Here is a 17,107-nt window from a genome sequence, read left to right on the forward strand (position 1 = left end):
TCCGCACCGTGCTCAGCGCCGGGCGCCTGCCGCGACGTGCAGGGCCGGCGGCACGCCGGCAACGCCACGCAATCCCAGCCACGCGCATACGGCCGCAAAGCCGGTCACCACGCCCAGCGCGGCGATCGTCTGCACGTAGTTGCCGGTGGCCTCGAACGAGCGCGCACCCAACTGCACGGACAGGAACGCGCCGACCTGGTGGACCAGGAACAGCAATCCGAACACCCGGCCCTTGACCTGGCTGCCGTAGCGCTCGAAGCAGAACATCGACGTCAGGATGACCGTGCCCAGGTAGCTGCTGCCGAACAGCAGCGCAAACGGCAGCACGCCCGCCCGCGGCACCAGCAGCAACAGCATCGCCGCGCAGCGCATGGCGTAGAAGCCGGCCAGCAGCCGGTGCTTGTCGAAGCGCAGCGCCAGCGCACCGGAGGCAATGCCGCTGGCCAGTTCCAGTACCCCGAGCGCGCTCAGCGCGTAGCCCATTTCCAGGCGCGGCACGCCAAGATCCTGCCAGTGCGCCAGCAGGTGCACGTCGATGAAGGCCATGGTCGCGCCGCAGCCGAAGAACCCCGCGGCCAACACGTAGAACACCGGATCACGCCGCACGATGGCCCAGGCCGAGGCCTGCGCCGCAGCAACCGCCGGCGCGGGCGGTTCCCAGCGCGACAGCAGCCAGAGCGTGCCTGCTACAGGGACTGCGAAGACCATGCCTACCGCGCCGAACACCGTCGTCCACGCCGCCTGTGGCTGCAGCCAGATCCAGAGCGGCGACAGCACGATAAAGCCGATCGCCGTGCCGTTGGTCACCACGGCATAGGCCAGGCCTTTCCGGCGCGCCTCGAACAGGCGGTCTACCAGCACGCCCATCGGCACGAAGGTCATCGCCGCCAGCCCGAAAGCGCCGACGATGCCGAACGCAAGGCTGAACCAGACCAGCGACTGGTGCCACCAGGCCGCGCCGGCATATGCAAGGCCTGCCGCCAACGCACCGATCGCCGCGGTGCGCAGCGGCCCGACGCGGTCGCTCAGTGCGCCCACCACGGGCGACATAAAGCCGGTGGCCAGCATGAAAAGCCCGCCCGACCACGCGAACTGCGCACGGCCCTGGCCAAAGTGCGTGGCAAGTTGCACGAAGTAAACCTGGTAGACGCCTTTTACAGCGGTCGACGCGAACATCACCGCAAAGCCGGTGGCGACGAGCAGCAGCGTGATTGCGCGGGACAGCGGGGCGGTCGCCATGTCAACGGCTCCGGAAGGAATCCGGCAGCGCCGGCGTGGGGAAATGGCAAGACATGGAATCGGTCTCCGGATAGCACACGGCGCGGGGGTTACCGGGCTGCGAGCGGTGGGTGATGATTGCCATGCTATGGCGTGCGGCGGCCATCCGCCAGCAACGGGCCCGCCATCCATGGCAAATTTTCGGCCATTCCGGAATCATGTATGGTCGAAAACGGTGCGATAGAACCACGCCTGTGGCAATATTTCGGCTAGCTTCTCCTGGCCGATCCCGCCCCATGCCAACCGCCTACTTCCTCATGCTCCCAGGGATTCACATGCTGGACCTGGCCGGACCGCTGCAGATCCTTGCGACGGTTGCCGAACTCGGCATCGGCAAGCTGGCCGTGCGCTGCGTCGGGCCGCATTCCAGCGTGCAGGCATTCCAGGGCATCGAACTTGGCCGGGTCGGGCCGTTGCCATCACGGCTGGTTCCAGGCGACCTGGTGCTGGCCATCGGCAGCAAGATGACGGACACGCTGACCCGCTCGCCCGCATGGCGCAATACGGCGGACTGGTTGCGCGGCGTGGCGGCACGCGAGGACGACGGACTTACCATCGCCGCCGTCTGCACGGGTGCCTACCTGCTCGGCGATGCCGGCTTGCTCGACGGGCGGCTCTGCACCACGCACCACGCCCATGTCGGCAGGCTGCGCGCGCGGCATCCGGGCGCATCGGTGGTGGACAACCGCATCTTCGTCAGCGACGGCAATATCTGGACTTCGGCGGGCGTCGCCTCGGGCATCGACCTGGCCCTGCAACTCGTGGCTGGCATTTACGGCGACGAGGCCGCGATCCGCGTGGCGCGCGAGAATGTGGTGCCGTTCCGGCGCTTCGGCAGCGATCCGGAGCTCGATTCGAAATTCCGCTCCCGCTCGCACGGCAATGCGCTGGTTCATGCGGTGCAGGATGCCATCTCCACGGACTTGTCTGTCAGTGTGTCGGATCCGTCTTTCGCCGGGACCTTCGCCACCAGCGTCAGGCACTTGTCGCGCATCTTTGCCAGGGAAACCGGGCTGACGCCCAAGCAGTACCAGCTTGCGTTACGCATGGACAAGGCCCGCAGGCTGCTGGAGGCATCTTCGCTGCCGGTCGAGGACATCGCCGGCCAGTGCGGCTTTGCGAGCGTGCAGGCCTTCCGTTCCTGCTGGAACAAGGTCCAGCCGATGACGCCGGGCGAATACCGGCACGCTCACCGGGGCTAGTGCGACGCCAACTTACTGCCCGCGCGCCCTCTCCGCCGCCAAATAGGCATCGCGCGACGGCAGCAGGTGCCGCCGGCATAGCGCCACCAGGTCGTCGCGCCGTCCTTCGCGCAGCGCTTCGATCATGGCCCAGTGCTCCTGCCGGGCGCGTTCGCGGTAAGCGGCTGCGGCCAGCGAGCCGAAGCGGATCGGGTGGGTGCGCCGCGCGTATTCGCCGATGGCCTGCTGCAGCACGCCGTTGTCGGACAGCGCGAACAGTTCACGATGGAACTGCTGGTTGATGCGGAAGACGGCGCGCGCATCGTCGGCCGCCACGGCGGCATCGTGGCGCTGCTGCACGTCGATCAGGGACTGCAGTCGCTGCGGTGGCACCGGCATGGCGATCAGCGCCGCCGCATGGCACTCCAGCACCTCGCGCAGGGCGTAGAGTTCCACCACTTCGTGCGCATCGAAGGCGCGCACCAACGCGCCGGCATTGCGCCGCCGCTCCACCACGCCCATCAGCTCCAGCTCGGCCAGCGCCTGCCGGACCATGTGGCGCTTCAGGCCGAAGCGCGCCATCAGCGCGTCTTCGGTCAGGCGCTCGCGCGGGTGCAGGCGGCCGAAGACGATGTCTTCCTCCAGCGTCTCGACGACCTGCTGAATCGCGTCGCCGCCCTCGATATCGGTGACCGCCGCAGTAGTGGCGCCCATGGCTCAGCCCTGCTTCGGCACGATATCGACGGTCTGCGTGGCACGCAGGAAGTCGAAATCCACGCCCTGGTCGGCCTGCGTCACGGTCTCCAGGAACAGCTTGCGATAGCCGCGCTCGGCGCGCGGGCGCTCCACCGGCTGCTCCGCCGCGCGGCGGGCCAGCTCGGCGTCGTCGACGAGCAGCGCAATCTCGCGGTTCGCCACCGACAGGCGGATCCGGTCACCGCTGCGCACCAGCGCCAGCGGCCCGCCGATGGCGGCTTCCGGCGTGACGTGCAGCACGATGGTGCCGGCCGCCGTGCCGCTCATGCGACCGTCCGACACGCGCACCATGTCTTTCACGCCGGCCCGCGCCAGCTTCTTCGGAATCGGCATATAGCCGGCTTCCGGCATGCCCGGCGCGCCGGTCGGCCCGATGCGCTTGAGCACCAGGATATCGTCGGCCTTGACGTCCAGCGCGTCGTCGTCGATGCGCTGCGCCATGTCTTCGGCGTTCTCGAACACCACGGCGCGCCCCTCGTGCTCCATCAGCGCCGGGTTGGCGGCCGATTGCTTGATGATGGCGCCGCCCGGCGCCAGGTTGCCGCGCAGCACCGCCAGGCCGCCGGCCGGATAGATCGGGCTGGCCGCGGTGCGGATCACGTCCTGCGCGAATGGCGGCGGGGCCGCGTCCAGTTCCTCGCCGAGCGAGCGGCCGGAGACGGTCAGCGTGTCCAGATGCAGCAGCGGACGCAGCTCGCGCAGCAGCGCGAGCATGCCGCCGGCCTTGTGGAAGTCCTCCATGTAGTGCTGGCCCGACGGCTTCAGGTCCACCAGCACCGGGGTCTCGCGACTCATGCGATCGAGTCCGGCCAGGTCGATGTCGATGCCCAGGCGCCCGGCGATCGCCGTCAGGTGGACGATGCCGTTGGTTGACCCGCCAATGGCCAGCAGCACGCGCAACGCGTTCTCGAAGGCCTTGCCGGTCAGGATGCGGTTCGGAGTCAGGCGCGCGGCGGCCATGGCGACCGCCGTGGTGCCGGTGCGCTCGGCCACGCGCACGCGGTCCGCCGTCACCGCCGGCGCCGACGCGCCGCCGCTCACCATCATGCCGAGCGCTTCCGCCACGCATGCCATGGTGCTGGCCGTGCCCATCACTGAACAGGTTCCTACGCTGGCCACCAACTGGTTGTTGACGTCGGCAATCTCAGTGCCATCGATCTCGTCGGCACGGTAGCGTCCCCAGTAACGGCGGCAGTCGGTGCAGGCGCCGACCCGTTCGCCGCGGTGCGCGCCGGTCAGCATCGACCCGGTCACCAGCTGGATGGCAGGCACGCCGGCCGAAGCCGCGCCCATGAGCTGCGCCGGCACAGTCTTGTCGCAGCCGCCGATCAGCACCACCGCATCCATGGGCTGGGCGCGAATCATCTCCTCGGTGTCCATCGACATCAGGTTGCGCAGGTACATGCTGGTCGGCGCGGAGAAGCTCTCATGCACCGAGATCGTCGGGAAATCCACCGGCAGGCCGCCCGCCAGCATCACGCCGCGCTTGACCGCCTCCACCAGTTGCGGCGCGTTGCCGTGGCACGGGTTGTAGCTGCTGCCGGTATTGACGATGCCGATGACCGGCCGCGACAGCGCGTCATCGGTAAAGCCCGCCCCCTTGATGAACGCCCTGCGCAGGAACAGCGAGAAGCCCGTGTCGCCGTAGTTGGTCAGGCCCTTGGCCAGGCCCTGGGTGCTTGCGGGCGTGTCCGGCGACTGCTTCGGGTCTCGGGAGGAAGGCATCCTGCGTCTCCAATAAGATTATTGATAATCGAGACGCGCAGCTTAGCCGGCCTGGCACCCACGCTGCAAGTGGGTTGCGCGCCCAGGTTGACTAATCCAATTTCCAGATCAGTCGATAGAAAAATTCTGATTCATCAATCAAGAGGTCCACCCTACACTTGGCCACGATGACGAGCCGGGCATCATCAGCGATGCGGCACCAGGAGTCGCCGCGGCTTCCCCCCGATTCCCACAAGATCCCGGCACAGGAGACTCACATGTCCGGCATTTCCCCCATGCCCGGCCGGGGCGTTCGCGCGCCGCGCCGCGCGCTGCTGCTGTCGTCGCTGGCGTGCGCCAGCCTGCTGCTGGCCCCGTCGCTGGCCGCTGCCGGCGACTATCCCAACAAGCCGGTCCGCCTCGTGGTGCCCTACCCGCCCGGCGGCGCCACCGACGTGATCGGGCGCACGCTGGCCCAGCGCCTGTCGGCAACGCTTGGCCAGCAGGTCGTGGTCGACAACCGCGCCGGCGCCGCCGGCAATATCGGCGCGGACCTGGTCGCCAAGTCGGCGCCCGATGGCTACACGCTGCTGATGGGTGCGCTGACCAGCCATGCGATCAACGCCGCGCTGTACAAGAGCCGCGTGCCCTACGACATCGAAAAGAGCTTTGCGCCGGTGGCCATCGTCGGCACCGTGCCGCTGGTGTTCGTGGTCAACCCTTCCGTCAACGCGACCACGCTGCCGCAACTGGTGTCGCTGGCCAGGTCGAAGCCAGGCACCATCACCTATGGCTCGGCCGGCAACGGCTCGCCGCAGCACCTGGCAGGCGAGATGTTCAAGCGCATGGCCGGCGTGGACATGCTGCACGTGCCATACAAGGGCAGCGGCCCCGCGATGACCGACCTGATCGGCGGCCAGGTACTGAGCATGGTGGAAACGGTGCCCGCCGCGCAGGCCTATGTGAAGGGTGGCAAGATCCGCGCGCTCGCGGTGACCTCGGCCCAGCGCGTGAGCGCCCTGCCCGACGTGCCTACTGCCGCCGAAGCGGGCCTGAACGACTTCGAGGTGAGCTCCATGTTCGGCATCGTCGCGCCGGCCGGCACGCCGGCGCCCGTGATCGATCGCCTGAGCGCCGACCTGAAGAAGATCCTGGCGGAGCCGGAGGTCAAGGATGCGCTGCTCAAGCAAGGCGCCATCGCCACGTGGACCAGCCCGGCGCAGACCGGTGTGCGGATCAAGGCGGAAACGGCGAAGTGGAATACGGTGATTCGCGACGCGGGTGTGAAGCCGGACTAGGCAGGCGCCGGCCGGAAGCGGCCTGGGCGGGGTACCCACATTCAGGCCACGGCTCCCGGCACGCCTGCCCCCCCCCCGTCGCGCGCTCCCTGGCCGAGACGATGCGGCCGCACAGATCCGGCGCGGTATAGCAAACCAGAATCGCCATCCCCCCGTTTGGGGCTTTGGCATTGGCCGAATTTCGCCCACCATGACAGGAAACCGCCCGGCACGCGCGCCTGGGCAATCACGGGACCTTGAATTGAGCAAACAAGCCGTGTTGCGCCGCACCGGGATGCGGTGGATGCCCTGGACGACCCTACGCCCCAGCGGATCGGGCAGCATGCCGTGAACCGCCACCTCGCCAGCCTCGAACAAGCCTTCTCCTCGTTCGAGGAGGCCATCTGCCTGGTCGGCGCCAGCGGTGCGGTCATCCGCGAATCGCCGCTGGCCCGCGAGATCTTCGCCAGCGCCTTGTTCGCCCCGCGCCATGGCGTGCTCTGGCATGCCGACCCGCGCGTCCGCGCGATGCTGCTGCGGCAGGTCGCCGCTGCCAGCCAGAGCGGAATGCGGCAAGCCATGACGGTTTCCGCCGGTGGCGGCGCCACGGTGTCGATCGACATGGCCGTGGCCGTGCCCTCCCTGAGCGTCGCCGGCGAGCGCTGCGTGCTGCTGCGGATGCAGCGCCGCCACGCCGCTGGCGCGCCGCCCGACCCCGACCGCCTGGCCGCGGTATTCCGCATCACGCCGGCCGAGGCGCGGGTGCTGGCCGCACTGGCGTCGGGCCAGACCGCCGCCGCCCATGCGGCGTCGGTGGGCGTGTCGGTCAATACCGTGCGCAAGCAGATCGCCATGCTGATGACGAAAATGCACTGCAACCGGCAGTCGGAACTGGTCAGGAAGGCAATCCTGGGCCAGGGATAGCGCGGTATTCGCCTCTGCCAGGCGACCGGCAACAACCGTCAACAACCGGCAGCGACCGGCAGCGACCGGCAGCGACCGGCAATGACCGGCAACAATCGCTGCGGCAGCCGTATACTCTGCGCCAGAGGCAATGCCTCCCCGCGCGGCGCGTCTCCATGTGGTGCCTGCTACAGGAGCCGCCAGCAGCCGCCGCGCGTCACCGAATATCCAACAATATCCACTCAGTTACGGAGTCGCAGCATGCGCGTCGCATTTCTCGGGCTTGGCGTCATGGGTTTCCATATGGCCGGCCATCTTGCCGCCAAGGGCCATGAAGTCACCGTGTATAACCGCACCGCCGCCAAGGCGCAGGCCTGGGTCGCACAATTTGGCGGCAACGCGGCGGAAACACCGGCGCTGGCCGTCAGGCAGGCGGACGTGGTGTGCTCGTGCGTCGGCAACGACGACGACCTGCGCTCGGTGCTGATCGGCCCCGACGGCGCCTTCTTCACCGCGCCCACCGGCTGCATCTTCGTGGACCACACCACCGCCAGCGCCAATGTGGCGCGCGAACTCTACGCGGCGGCGCGCGAGCGGGGCCTGCACTTTGTCGACGGCCCTGTGTCGGGCGGCGAAGTCGGCGCGGAGAAAGGCATCCTGACCATCATGTGCGGCGGCGACGCCGAGGCCTACGCGCGCGCCGAGCCGGTCATCGGCGCGTATGCGCGCGCCGTGACGCGCGTCGGTGACGCAGGAGCGGGCCAGCTTGCCAAGATGGTCAACCAGATCAGCATCGCCGGGCTGATCCAGGGCCTGTCCGAAGCGATCGCCTTCGGCGAGCGCGCCGGCCTCGACATGCGGCTGGTGCTCGACGTCATCAGCAAGGGCGCGGCCGGCTCCTGGCAGCTCGAGAACCGCGGCCCGACCATGATCGACAACAAGTTCGACTTCGGCTTCGCCGTGGACTGGATGCGCAAGGACCTGGGCCTTTGCCTCGACGAGGCGCGCCGCAACGGCGCCAGCCTGCCCGTCACCGCAATGGTCGACCAGTTCTACGCCGACCTGCAGCAGATGGGTTGCGGCCGCGCGGACACCTCGTCGCTGATCAAGCGCCTGCGCCGCTTCTCCGGGGAATGAGCGATGCGGACGGCACCTGCCGCCGTCCGATAATTCCTACACCGCAATCGGCAAGCGCCTGAAAGGCCCGCTGGATCGTCCTGCCTAAGCTGTAGTCAGAAGCGCGGGTGGCTGGGGTCACCTGTGCACGGTACGGGAGATGACCATGTGGAAACTTGCAATCGCGCTGGTGATCAGCGCTGGCATGGGCCTGGCCGGCTGTACCGCGACGGGTGCGGTAGCCGGCGGCGTGGCGGGGCATGAACTCACGCACGGCAGTACCGCCGGCACCGTGGGTGGTGCCGTGGTGGGCGGCGTGGTCGGCCACGAACTGGGCAAGTAGCCCTGGACCGGACGCCAGGCAGTCCTCGCCCCAACGCCCGCTGCTCGCAGCGGGCGTTTGCATAGGTGCCGGGGCACCGTGACAAGGGCGGCTTCAGCAGTTTTGCACGCGCTGAAGAGTGTTGTTGCACGGTCCCGGCCGCCCGGATTCCCGCATTATTCGGCTACGATAGGCGGGCAAGCCACATCTACCCGATCTCCATGACACCTGCCACGCCTCGCAAGCGCCTGTCCTCCATTCCCGCACGCCATGCCCGCCACTGGATCGGCGGCACGCTCGCTGCCTGGCTGCTGGCCTGCGCCGCGAGTGCTGGCGCGCAGCCGCTATGGTTCGCCGGCGGACGGCCGACGCCCGACGCCCAACACGCCGTGGCGGCGCTGGCGGGCGCCGAGGCGGATGGCCTGACGCCGAAGGACTACGACGCCGACGGCCTGAAACGCGCGCTGGCGCAGGCCGCCACCAACCCGCAAACGGCGCCGGACGCCGTGGAGAAACTCGACAACGCGCTCAGCGACGCCATGCGGCGCTACCTGTCGGACCTGCACAGCGGGCGCGTCGATCCACGCAAGGTGCACGCCAATTTCACGGCGCCGGCGTCGGCGCCGTTCGATCCCGACAGCTACCTGCGCGCCGCCGTGGCCAGCCATCGCCTGCCCGACGCCATCCGCGAAGCCGCGCCGTCCTTCCCGCTCTACGGCACGCTGCGCGATGCGCTGGCGCGCTATCGCAAGCTCGCGGCGCAACCTGGCTGGGAACATCCGCTACCGGGGCTGCCTGGCGGCAAGCTGACGAGCGGACAGGCCTACGGCGGCATTGGCGAACTGGCTGGCCGCCTCAAGACGCTTGGCGACATGGCTGCCGACGCGCCCGTGCCGCAACGCTATTCGGGCGCCGTCGTGGACGGCGTCAAGGCCTTCCAGTCGCGCCATGGCCTGGAGGCGGACGGCACCATCGGCGCCGCCACCCTGACCCAGCTCAACACCCCGCCGGCGGCGCGCGTGCGACAGATCGAGCTGACCATGGAGCGGCTGCGCTGGACCCCGCTCGCCGAGGGACCGCGCGTGATCGTCGTGAACATCCCCGAGTTCATGCTGCGCGCCTATGAGTACAACGACGGCAAGCTCGACATCAAGCTGGAGATGAAGGTCATCGTCGGCAAGGCGCTGGACACGCGTACGCCGCTGTTCAAGGAGGACATGCGCTACATCGAGTTCAGCCCGTACTGGAACGTGCCGCCGTCGATCGCACGCTCCGAGACCATTCCGCGGCTGCGGCGCGACCCGGGGTACTTCACGCGCCAGGGCTTCGAGTTCGTCTCCAACGGCAAGGCCGTGACCACGCTGTCCGATGCCAACCTCGAGGCCGTGCTGAACGGCCAGATGCGCATTCGCCAGCGCCCCGGCCCGATGAACGCGCTCGGCGACATCAAGTTCGTGTTCCCGAACAACCAGAACATCTACCTGCACCACACGCCCACGCCGCAATTGTTCAAGCGCGACCGGCGCGATTTCAGCCATGGCTGCATCCGCGTGGAAGAGCCCGTGGCGCTCGCGCAGTTCGTGCTCAAGGACATGCCGGGCTGGGACGAGGCACGTATTCGCCAGGCCATGACCAAGGGCCAGTCCAACACGGTGGCGCTACAGCAGCCGCTGCCCGTGGTGCTGGCCTATGGCACCGCGATTGCCCGCGCCGATGGCCGGGTATACTTCCTGGCTGACATTTACGGCCAGGACAAGCTGCTGGACCAGGCGCTGCGGCAGAACGCGGCGCGCCGGCCGGCCAGTGTGCCTGCCGCGGCACCGGCTACACCGGACGCCCTTGCCCGCCCCGCGCCAACGCAGAACCCGACATGAAACACTCTCGCAATCCTTCGCGCCGCCGCTTCCTGCAACACACGGGCGGCCTGGCGATTGGCGCCGGCCTGGCCGCGCTGTCGCCGCAATTGGCCTTGGCCACCGCGCCCGGCGCTCGCAGCCTGTCATTCGACCATACGCATACCGGCGAGCACTTGTCGCTGGTGTATGCGCTGGGCGAACAGGTGCTCCCGCAGGCACAAACCACGCTCAACCGCTTCCTGCGCGACCATTATTCCGGCCAGGTCGGCGTGATCGATCCGCAATTGTTTGGCCTGCTGTTTGATCTGCGCCAGACACTCGGCAGCGAGTCGCCGTTCCAGGTGATTTCGGGCTATCGCAGTCCCCTCACCAACGCGCGGCTGCGCCGCACGGGCGGTGGCGGCGTCGCGAAGCACAGCCTGCATATGGACGGCAAGGCCATCGACATCCGCCTCCCCGGCGTGGCGCTGGCGGACTTGCGCGATGCCGCCATGTCGCTCGGCGTTGGTGGTGTGGGCTTCTATGCGCAAGAGGATTTCGTTCACGTGGATACAGGTCGCGTGCGGCACTGGGGCTGAACTCCCGCACTGCTACGGCAAAAAAAGCACCCGACTGCTGCTGTGCGCGGGAGGGGCTCATCGCTAGCCTTGAGTCTGGTCCACGCCTGCCGGCGTGGTAGGCCCAGAGCGATGCGAGACCAGCCCCCATGTACCTCTATGATTCCACGGACCAGCAACTGGTCGACGAGCGCGTTGCGCAGTTCACTGACCAGGCCGCGCGCTTCCTGAACGGCGAGCTTTCGGAGGAAGAGTTCCGCGTGCTGCGCCTGCAGAACGGCCTCTACATCCAGCGCCATGCGCCGATGCTGCGCGTTGCCATCCCTTACGGCATGCTGGTCTCGCGGCAGCTGCGCAAGCTTGCGGAAATCTCGCGGCGCTGGGATCGCGGCTACGGCCACTTCAGCACGCGCCAGAACATGCAGTTCAACTGGCCGCGCCTGGAAGACGCGCCGGCCATCCTGGCCGAACTGGCAACGGTGCAGATGCACGCGATCCAGACCAGCGGCAACTGCATCCGCAACACCACTACCGACCACTTCGCCGGCATTGCGCCCGATGAAGTGGTGAACCCGCTGGTGTGGTGCGAAATCATCCGGCAGTGGTCCATGCTCCATCCCGAATTCGCCTACCTGCCGCGCAAGTTCAAGATTGCCGTGAGCGGCGCTAGCACGGACCGCGCCGCGGTGGGCGTGCATGACATCGGCCTGCAGGCCGTCGAGCGCGATGGCGAAACGGGCTTCCGCGTCTGGGTCGGTGGCGGCATGGGCCGCACGCCGATGGTCGGCAAGGTGATCGGGGAATTCGTGCACTGGTCCGACCTGCTGACCTACCTGCAGGCCATCCTGCGCGTCTACAACCTGCATGGCCGCCGCGACAACAAGTACAAGGCGCGCATCAAGATCCTCGTGAAAGACCTCACGCCGGAAGTCTTCGCGCAACAGGTCGACGAACACTGGCAAGGCATCCGCGGCGGTCCCGATACGGTCGACGCCGCTTTCGTGCGCGAGATCGCCATGCGCTTCACCACCCCGGACTACGCGCCTTCCGCAGCCAACGACGAAGACCCGAACCCATCGCTTGCCGCGGCCGATCCTCGCTATGCGCGCTGGCTGCGCAGCAACGTGCATGCGCACCGCGTTCCCGGCTATGCCGCCGTCACGGTGTCGCTGAAGGCAACCGGCACGCCGCCCGGCGATATCACGGCCGACCAGATGGAAGCCGCGGCCGACCTCGCCGACCGCTACGGCAGCGGCGAACTGCGCGTCTCGCATGAGCAGAACCTGATCATCGCCGACGTGCGCCGCACGCGCTTGCATGAATTGTGGCAACAGCTGCAGACGTGGAACCTGGCTACGCCCAATATCGGCTTGCTCACCAACATCATCGCGTGCCCCGGCGGAGACTTCTGCTCGCTGGCAAATGCCGTGTCGATCCCGCTGGCCGAAGCAATCCAGCAGCGCTTCGACGATCTCGACTATCTCTACGAGATCGGCGAACTGGACCTGAATATTTCCGGCTGCATCAATTCGTGCGGGCACCATCACGTGGGCCATATCGGCATCCTCGGCGTCGACAAGGCCGGTGAAGAGTGGTACCAGGTCACGATCGGCGGACGCCAGGGCGGGCCTTCCGGCGCAGCGATCGGCCGCATCATCGGGCCGTCGTTCGCACGCGACGAGATCCCCGAGGTCATCGAGCTACTGATCCAGAGCTACCTTGCCATGCGCGACAGCGATGCAGAGCGCTTTATCGATGTGGTCGAGCGCGTCGGCTTCGAACCGTTCAAGACGGCGGTCTACCAGAACCCGGCGATCGCCCTGCGCAGACAGCAAGCCGAGGCCGCCCGCGGCTGATCGATGGCCCTCAGATCCGCAATCCGCCCTCGTCGCGGCCGAGCCTGCGGATCACGCAGACCATCCAGGCCGCCAGCCCGGCCGCGGCAAAGACAACCAGCGCGCGTCCTGCCGCACCTTGCTGATCCGCCAGGTACACGCTGCAAAGCTGTTGCGGCGCGTCCTGGTAGAGCAGTCCCGCCACCAGCGTCATCGCGCTCCAGTTGATCGCGAAGAATGCCTGCAGCACGATCCCGGCACGCGGCCAGGACATACCGAGCGCGGCGCCAGCCGCGATCATGCTCGCCACTTTCGCAACGGACCAGCGCGCATCGAGCACGGCAAGATCCAGTGCGACCGGAAGCATCCAGTAGCTGGCGATGGCCGTGGCGGCAACCAGCCCCGGCAAGCCGCGCCGGTTCCATGCAATGACCCGCGCAAACCGGCCGCACAACGCGGCCGCAACCATGCCGAGTGCCAGGAGCGATGGCAGTTCGATCGCCATATGCCGGAACATCGAGGCCTCCAGCCACCCGCGCAGCAGCGCCAGCACGGCCAGCGCCGCGCCGGGCAGCCAGACCACCGCGGGCCGCTCAGCGCTGCGCATGGACGATGTCGGCCAGCACCGCATCCGGGCGGTCGATGTCGTAGGCGCGGGCGAGCCGGCCCTGCGCGTCGATGAGGAAATGCGCGGCATTGTGGACGTAATCGCCGCGGCCATCCGGCAGCACGACCACGCCGAACGCCTTCAGCAAGGCCGGCAAGTCAGCGGCGTCCGCCACCGTGGCCATGCGCCAGACGGCGGGATCGGTCCCCTGCTTGCGGCCATAGGCACTCAGTACCTCAGGCGTGTCACGGCCCGGATCGAAGCTGATGGCCAGCAACTGGTAGCGCCCGGCAACGCCGCGCGCAATCAGCTGCGCTTGCAGGTAGGCTTGCCCTGACGCGCTGCTGCGGCAGACCGTGAGGCAGTGTGTGTAGATGAAAGTGACCAGCGTCTGCCGTTGCGCATTACCGGTTTGGCGCAGGGAGAAGCGGCGTCCGGACGCATCGGCCAGCTCGATATCCGGCAGTGCAACGGGGGCTCGCGCCAGGTCGAATTGCCTTGCACCATCCGACGTCACAACGCGGAAGCCGCGTGTCACGTGGGCAAAGGCGAAGAGCGCCAGTGCGCTGGCGAGGGCAGTCGCAAACAGGGTGCCCCGCCAGCCGCCCGGCATCACTGCGCTCCGGCGAGCTTGTGCAGTTCGTCGCTATGCCAAGGGTCCTTGCGAGATGCGCTCCATTTGCGCGCCGCGCCAACGGCCGCCGCGTCGATGGCGGGCGCCTTGTTGCCCCACTCGCTGCGGATATGCGTGAGCACCGCGGCCAGTTCGGCATCGCCGAGTTGCTCGCCAAAGGCCGGCATGGCGCCGTTATAGGTCGTGCCCAGGATCTCGACGGGCCCGGTCAGCCCGTGCAGCACGATCTGCGACAGCACCACCGGATCACCCGTCACCAGCGGCGATCCGGCCAGTGGCGGGAAGACGCCGGGCAGGCCCTGGCCGGTGGCCTGGTGGCAGGCCTGGCAGTTGGCCGCGAACAGTTGCTTGCCGTCGGCCACGCGGGCACCACCAGCGGCAGCGCCCTGGGCCAGCGCCTGCGCATTGCGCCGATCGCCAAGCTGGGCGAGGCCGTCGGCGCGCTCGGTCCAGATATAGCTGGCGGCCCAGACCACCAGTCCCGCGACCAGGCCCAGCACGATCTTCGGCACCGGGTTGTGCTGCTCGTGCGGGTCGGCGTGTTCAGTCTTGTGGCTGCTTGGGGGCTTGATCTGCGGCATGGTTCTTCGTGGTGCTGGCGGCGAGTACGAGGCCCTTGGCCAGGCTCGCTTCGGTCGGGGTCAGGACGGGATAGGTGTGGCGCAGCCCGGTGAGGTAGGCCACCAGGTCCAGTGCCTGCGGCGTGGCGACCACGGCCTTCCCGGCCGGGGCGGCGCCGGGCGGCAGCGAAACGACGCGATCGTCCTTGCCGACGGCATCGCTGTCCCTGGTCTCGAACAGGAACGGATAGGCCGGCATGATGCTGCCCGGCACATACGCGCGCGGCTGGTACAGGTGCCCGAGGTGCCAGTCGGCACTGGGCTGGCGCACGCCGATATTGAACAGGTCGGGGCCGGTGCGCATGGTGCCGAGCAGCGGCGGGTCGTCATAGTGATAGTCCGCCGCGACCGAGGGCCGGCCCCAGCCGCGCTGCGCGTCGGCAATGCCCGCGCCCGTGGAACTGGGCTGCTGGGTATGGCAGGCGATGCAGCCGTTGGCCATGTAGACCTGCCGGCCCCGCAATTGCGCGCTGGTGTAGGGCGCGAGTTCCTTCGGCGCGGGCACGTCCTTGAGTTGCAGGAAGGGCACCACGATCATGGCGCAGGTGGCCAGCGACAGCGTCACCATGGCGCCGCCTACGAGCTTCAGTTCGTTTTCCATCGTCGTCGGTCGTCGTCGGTCGTTCAGGCCAGGGATTCGGAAACCACGCGATCGCCCTGCCGCAGCGTGGCCGGACGGAACGCCATCAGCGCGAAGTGGCAGGCAAACACCAGGTGGCCCAGCGTCATCAGCGCGCCGCCGATCGAGCGGCCCTGCAACCATGGCAGGGTCACCGCGACCGACTCCATGAATGGCCGCGCCGGGTCCAGCAGCGCCAGCCCCTGCAGCACGCCGCCGATCGTCAGCGTCACGAGGTAGACCGCAAACCCGCCAGCCACCAGCCAGAAGTGCGCGGAAATCAGCGCCGGTTCCGGCCACGGCGCGTCGACGATGCGCGGCATGGCGAAGTAGATGCCGCCGAAGATCACCATCGACACGAAGCCATACATGCCCAGGTGCGCGTGCGCCACGGTGAAATGCGTGAAGTGCGTGATGGCGTTGAGCGAGCGCAGCGCCTCGAACGAGCCCTGCACCGAGGCCAGCGTGTACATGATCGCGCCCAGCACCACGAAGCGCAGCGTAGGCGAGCGCTTGAGCACGCCGAAATGGCCCTTCAGCGTCAGGTGCTGGTTCACGGAAAAGGCCACCACGGGGATGATCATCATCACGCTCTGCACGATGGAAAGCGTGATCAGCCAGCCGGGAATTGGCCCGCCGATCAGGTGGTGCGCGCCAACCTGGCCGTAGAAGAACGCCAGCGTCCAGAAGCCCAGCAGCGACAGGTTGTACGACTGCACCGGCTTGCCGATGACCTTGGGCAGGAAGTAGTACACGGCGGCAATCGACAGCGGCGTGTAGAACAGCCCGAGCACGTTGTGGCCGAACCACCAGTTCATGGTCGCCTGTTCCACGCCGAAATGCACGCCCGGCACCTTGGCGACGATATAGAGCACCGGAAACCAGAACAGCGCCGCGCCCATGTACCACACCGACACGTAGAGGTGATGCACCTGGCGCCGCTGCAGCATCAGCACCAGCGGCACGCCGATCAGCATGCCGCCCACGGCGAACAGCAGGCCGATCTGCCACGGGATCTCGAGCCATTCCATGCCTGCGTTGATGCCGCTGGCAATCGCTCCCAGACCGGCCACGAGCCCGGCATTCCAGATCAACGTACCGACCAGCGCAAAGCGGCCCCCGCTCAGCGGCGTGCGCAGCAGGCGCGGCATCATCCAGATCGCCAGGCCGAGCAGGCCCATCGGCGCCCAGCCATAGGCGACCGCGTTCAGGTGCAGCACGCGCATGCGGCCGAACGATTGCCATGCCTGCGTGACCAGGAAGTCCGGCAGGTGCAGCTTGAGCGAGCTGACCAGCCCCGCAAAGGACGCGACCACCAGCCAGACCACGGCACAACTCAGGAGCATCAGGGCTGGCAAGGCGCTGGAGCGGTCGGCCCGCGCGCGCGCCGCGAGTTCTTCGGCAAGGTCGGCGTCGGGCGCCAGGGTTGCGCCAGGCCCTGACGGGTCTTCGGGCCGGCCGACCTCGCCGCTGGCAAAGATGGTCCGGGCGCCACTCGACTCCAGATCGAAAAGGCCTTTCCTCAGGGACCAGATAAAGGCGAACAGACCGCCGATCGACAGCAGGAAGGTAAGCAGCAGCAGGCTGGTGGGGTCCATGGCTTTGGGGGCGAGACAGGCGCGGTCCGTGGCGGGCCGCATCCGGGAATTGGCCGGCCAATGCTAGAGGCCTTGCCACCGGTGCAACAGAAGCAAAACTGTCGGAAATGACCGGAGCAGTGGATTCCAATGCGCGACCGTTTGTCGCAGTTGCGCCACTTCGACCCGGGATCCGCATGGCTGGCCAGGCCACAATCTGGTACTTGTCCTCAGCGTCCATTACAGTTGCCCTAATCGCAAAAAG

16 protein-coding genes are annotated in these 17,107 nt (G+C 67.9%); 8 read left to right on the top strand and 8 right to left on the bottom strand.

What is annotated here, in order from left to right; translation table 11 throughout:
• Positions 1-12: 12 nt before the first annotated feature.
• Complete coding sequence (locus ACIGJC_RS23550) at positions 13-1,239, bottom strand: MFS transporter (RefSeq protein WP_483711820.1); 1,227 nt, start codon at positions 1,237-1,239, stop codon at positions 13-15.
• A 275-nt stretch (positions 1,240-1,514) separates the two neighbouring features.
• Here ACIGJC_RS23550 and ACIGJC_RS23555 point away from each other — a divergent pair, with 275 nt between their 5' ends.
• Positions 1,515-2,480 (top strand): GlxA family transcriptional regulator, encoded by a 966-nt coding sequence (locus tag ACIGJC_RS23555; protein ID WP_483711821.1) that lies wholly within the window; start codon positions 1,515-1,517, stop codon positions 2,478-2,480.
• 12 nt (positions 2,481-2,492) lie between these two features.
• Here ACIGJC_RS23555 and ACIGJC_RS23560 read toward each other — a convergent pair whose 3' ends face one another.
• Positions 2,493-3,173: a GntR family transcriptional regulator gene (locus ACIGJC_RS23560; RefSeq protein WP_483711822.1), complete on the bottom strand. Its 681-nt coding sequence runs from the start codon at positions 3,171-3,173 to the stop codon at positions 2,493-2,495.
• Between the two features lie 3 nt (positions 3,174-3,176).
• On the bottom strand, positions 3,177-4,940 hold the full coding sequence (locus ACIGJC_RS23565; RefSeq protein WP_483711823.1) for an IlvD/Edd family dehydratase: 1,764 nt from the start codon (positions 4,938-4,940) through the stop codon (positions 3,177-3,179).
• A gap of 257 nt (positions 4,941-5,197) precedes the next feature.
• Between ACIGJC_RS23565 and ACIGJC_RS23570 the strand changes: the two genes are divergently transcribed.
• The 7 genes from ACIGJC_RS23570 to ACIGJC_RS23600 all read left to right on the top strand — a co-directional run bounded on the left by ACIGJC_RS23570 (position 5,198) and on the right by ACIGJC_RS23600 (position 12,806).
• Positions 5,198-6,217, top strand: a complete 1,020-nt coding sequence (locus tag ACIGJC_RS23570) for a tripartite tricarboxylate transporter substrate binding protein (protein ID WP_483711824.1) — start codon at positions 5,198-5,200, stop codon at positions 6,215-6,217.
• Positions 6,218-6,544: 327 nt separating this feature from the next.
• Positions 6,545-7,120 carry a helix-turn-helix transcriptional regulator gene (locus ACIGJC_RS23575; RefSeq protein WP_483711825.1) on the top strand — a complete coding sequence of 192 codons (576 nt, stop codon included), beginning with the start codon at positions 6,545-6,547 and terminating at the stop codon, positions 7,118-7,120.
• 240 nt (positions 7,121-7,360) lie between these two features.
• Entirely contained in the window at positions 7,361-8,236 is an 876-nt protein-coding gene (locus tag ACIGJC_RS23580; protein ID WP_483711826.1) for an NAD(P)-dependent oxidoreductase, read from the top strand.
• A 145-nt stretch (positions 8,237-8,381) separates the two neighbouring features.
• Positions 8,382-8,558 carry a glycine zipper 2TM domain-containing protein gene (locus tag ACIGJC_RS23585; RefSeq protein WP_211946512.1) on the top strand — a complete coding sequence of 59 codons (177 nt, stop codon included), beginning with the start codon at positions 8,382-8,384 and terminating at the stop codon, positions 8,556-8,558.
• A 200-nt stretch (positions 8,559-8,758) separates the two neighbouring features.
• On the top strand, positions 8,759-10,411 hold the full coding sequence (locus tag ACIGJC_RS23590) for a L,D-transpeptidase family protein (protein WP_483711827.1): 1,653 nt from the start codon (positions 8,759-8,761) through the stop codon (positions 10,409-10,411).
• The gene (locus ACIGJC_RS23595) at positions 10,408-10,971 is read left to right on the top strand and encodes a YcbK family protein (RefSeq protein ID WP_483711828.1); all 564 of its coding nucleotides are present in this window, start codon (positions 10,408-10,410) and stop codon (positions 10,969-10,971) included. Before ACIGJC_RS23590 ends, ACIGJC_RS23595 begins: the two co-directional genes overlap by 4 nt.
• Positions 10,972-11,099: 128 nt before the next feature.
• Positions 11,100-12,806, top strand: coding sequence for a nitrite/sulfite reductase (locus tag ACIGJC_RS23600; RefSeq protein WP_483711829.1), 1,707 nt, complete (start codon positions 11,100-11,102; stop codon positions 12,804-12,806).
• Positions 12,807-12,816: 10 nt separating this feature from the next.
• Here the strand turns inward: ACIGJC_RS23600 and ACIGJC_RS23605 are convergent, their stop codons facing one another.
• Genes ACIGJC_RS23605 through ACIGJC_RS23625 form a run of 5 tightly spaced genes read right to left on the bottom strand, consistent with a single transcriptional unit; the run spans position 12,817 to position 16,863 of the window.
• Positions 12,817-13,392, bottom strand: a complete 576-nt coding sequence (locus ACIGJC_RS23605) for a hypothetical protein (RefSeq protein ID WP_483711830.1) — start codon at positions 13,390-13,392, stop codon at positions 12,817-12,819.
• Complete coding sequence (locus ACIGJC_RS23610; RefSeq protein ID WP_483711831.1) at positions 13,379-14,005, bottom strand: SCO family protein; 627 nt, start codon at positions 14,003-14,005, stop codon at positions 13,379-13,381. Before ACIGJC_RS23610 ends, ACIGJC_RS23605 begins: the two co-directional genes overlap by 14 nt.
• A complete protein-coding gene (locus ACIGJC_RS23615; RefSeq protein ID WP_483711832.1) occupies positions 14,005-14,607 on the bottom strand; it encodes a c-type cytochrome in 603 nt (200 codons plus the stop codon). Before ACIGJC_RS23615 ends, ACIGJC_RS23610 begins: the two co-directional genes overlap by 1 nt.
• Positions 14,570-15,247 carry a cbb3-type cytochrome c oxidase subunit II gene (locus ACIGJC_RS23620; protein WP_483711833.1) on the bottom strand — a complete coding sequence of 226 codons (678 nt, stop codon included), beginning with the start codon at positions 15,245-15,247 and terminating at the stop codon, positions 14,570-14,572. The genes ACIGJC_RS23615 and ACIGJC_RS23620 overlap by 38 nt, the downstream gene beginning before the upstream one ends.
• A 23-nt stretch (positions 15,248-15,270) precedes the next feature.
• On the bottom strand, positions 15,271-16,863 hold the full coding sequence (locus tag ACIGJC_RS23625) for a cbb3-type cytochrome c oxidase subunit I (protein ID WP_483711834.1): 1,593 nt from the start codon (positions 16,861-16,863) through the stop codon (positions 15,271-15,273).
• Positions 16,864-17,107 lie beyond the last annotated feature (244 nt).

It is taken from the genome of Cupriavidus sp. C3SS-1 (assembly GCF_057073755.1).

Coding starts and splice junctions, on each gene's coding strand:
- ACIGJC_RS23550 (WP_483711820.1), bottom strand. CDS start 1,239: ATGGCGACCGCCCCGCTGTCCCGCGCAATCACGCTGCTGCTCGTCGCC.
- ACIGJC_RS23555 (WP_483711821.1), top strand. CDS start 1,515: ATGCCAACCGCCTACTTCCTCATGCTCCCAGGGATTCACATGCTGGAC.
- ACIGJC_RS23560 (WP_483711822.1), bottom strand. CDS start 3,173: ATGGGCGCCACTACTGCGGCGGTCACCGATATCGAGGGCGGCGACGCG.
- ACIGJC_RS23565 (WP_483711823.1), bottom strand. CDS start 4,940: ATGCCTTCCTCCCGAGACCCGAAGCAGTCGCCGGACACGCCCGCAAGC.
- ACIGJC_RS23570 (WP_483711824.1), top strand. CDS start 5,198: ATGTCCGGCATTTCCCCCATGCCCGGCCGGGGCGTTCGCGCGCCGCGC.
- ACIGJC_RS23580 (WP_483711826.1), top strand. CDS start 7,361: ATGCGCGTCGCATTTCTCGGGCTTGGCGTCATGGGTTTCCATATGGCC.
- ACIGJC_RS23585 (WP_211946512.1), top strand. CDS start 8,382: ATGTGGAAACTTGCAATCGCGCTGGTGATCAGCGCTGGCATGGGCCTG.
- ACIGJC_RS23590 (WP_483711827.1), top strand. CDS start 8,759: ATGACACCTGCCACGCCTCGCAAGCGCCTGTCCTCCATTCCCGCACGC.
- ACIGJC_RS23595 (WP_483711828.1), top strand. CDS start 10,408: ATGAAACACTCTCGCAATCCTTCGCGCCGCCGCTTCCTGCAACACACG.
- ACIGJC_RS23600 (WP_483711829.1), top strand. CDS start 11,100: ATGTACCTCTATGATTCCACGGACCAGCAACTGGTCGACGAGCGCGTT.
- ACIGJC_RS23605 (WP_483711830.1), bottom strand. CDS start 13,392: ATGCGCAGCGCTGAGCGGCCCGCGGTGGTCTGGCTGCCCGGCGCGGCG.
- ACIGJC_RS23610 (WP_483711831.1), bottom strand. CDS start 14,005: ATGCCGGGCGGCTGGCGGGGCACCCTGTTTGCGACTGCCCTCGCCAGC.
- ACIGJC_RS23615 (WP_483711832.1), bottom strand. CDS start 14,607: ATGCCGCAGATCAAGCCCCCAAGCAGCCACAAGACTGAACACGCCGAC.
- ACIGJC_RS23620 (WP_483711833.1), bottom strand. CDS start 15,247: ATGGAAAACGAACTGAAGCTCGTAGGCGGCGCCATGGTGACGCTGTCG.
- ACIGJC_RS23625 (WP_483711834.1), bottom strand. CDS start 16,863: ATGGACCCCACCAGCCTGCTGCTGCTTACCTTCCTGCTGTCGATCGGC.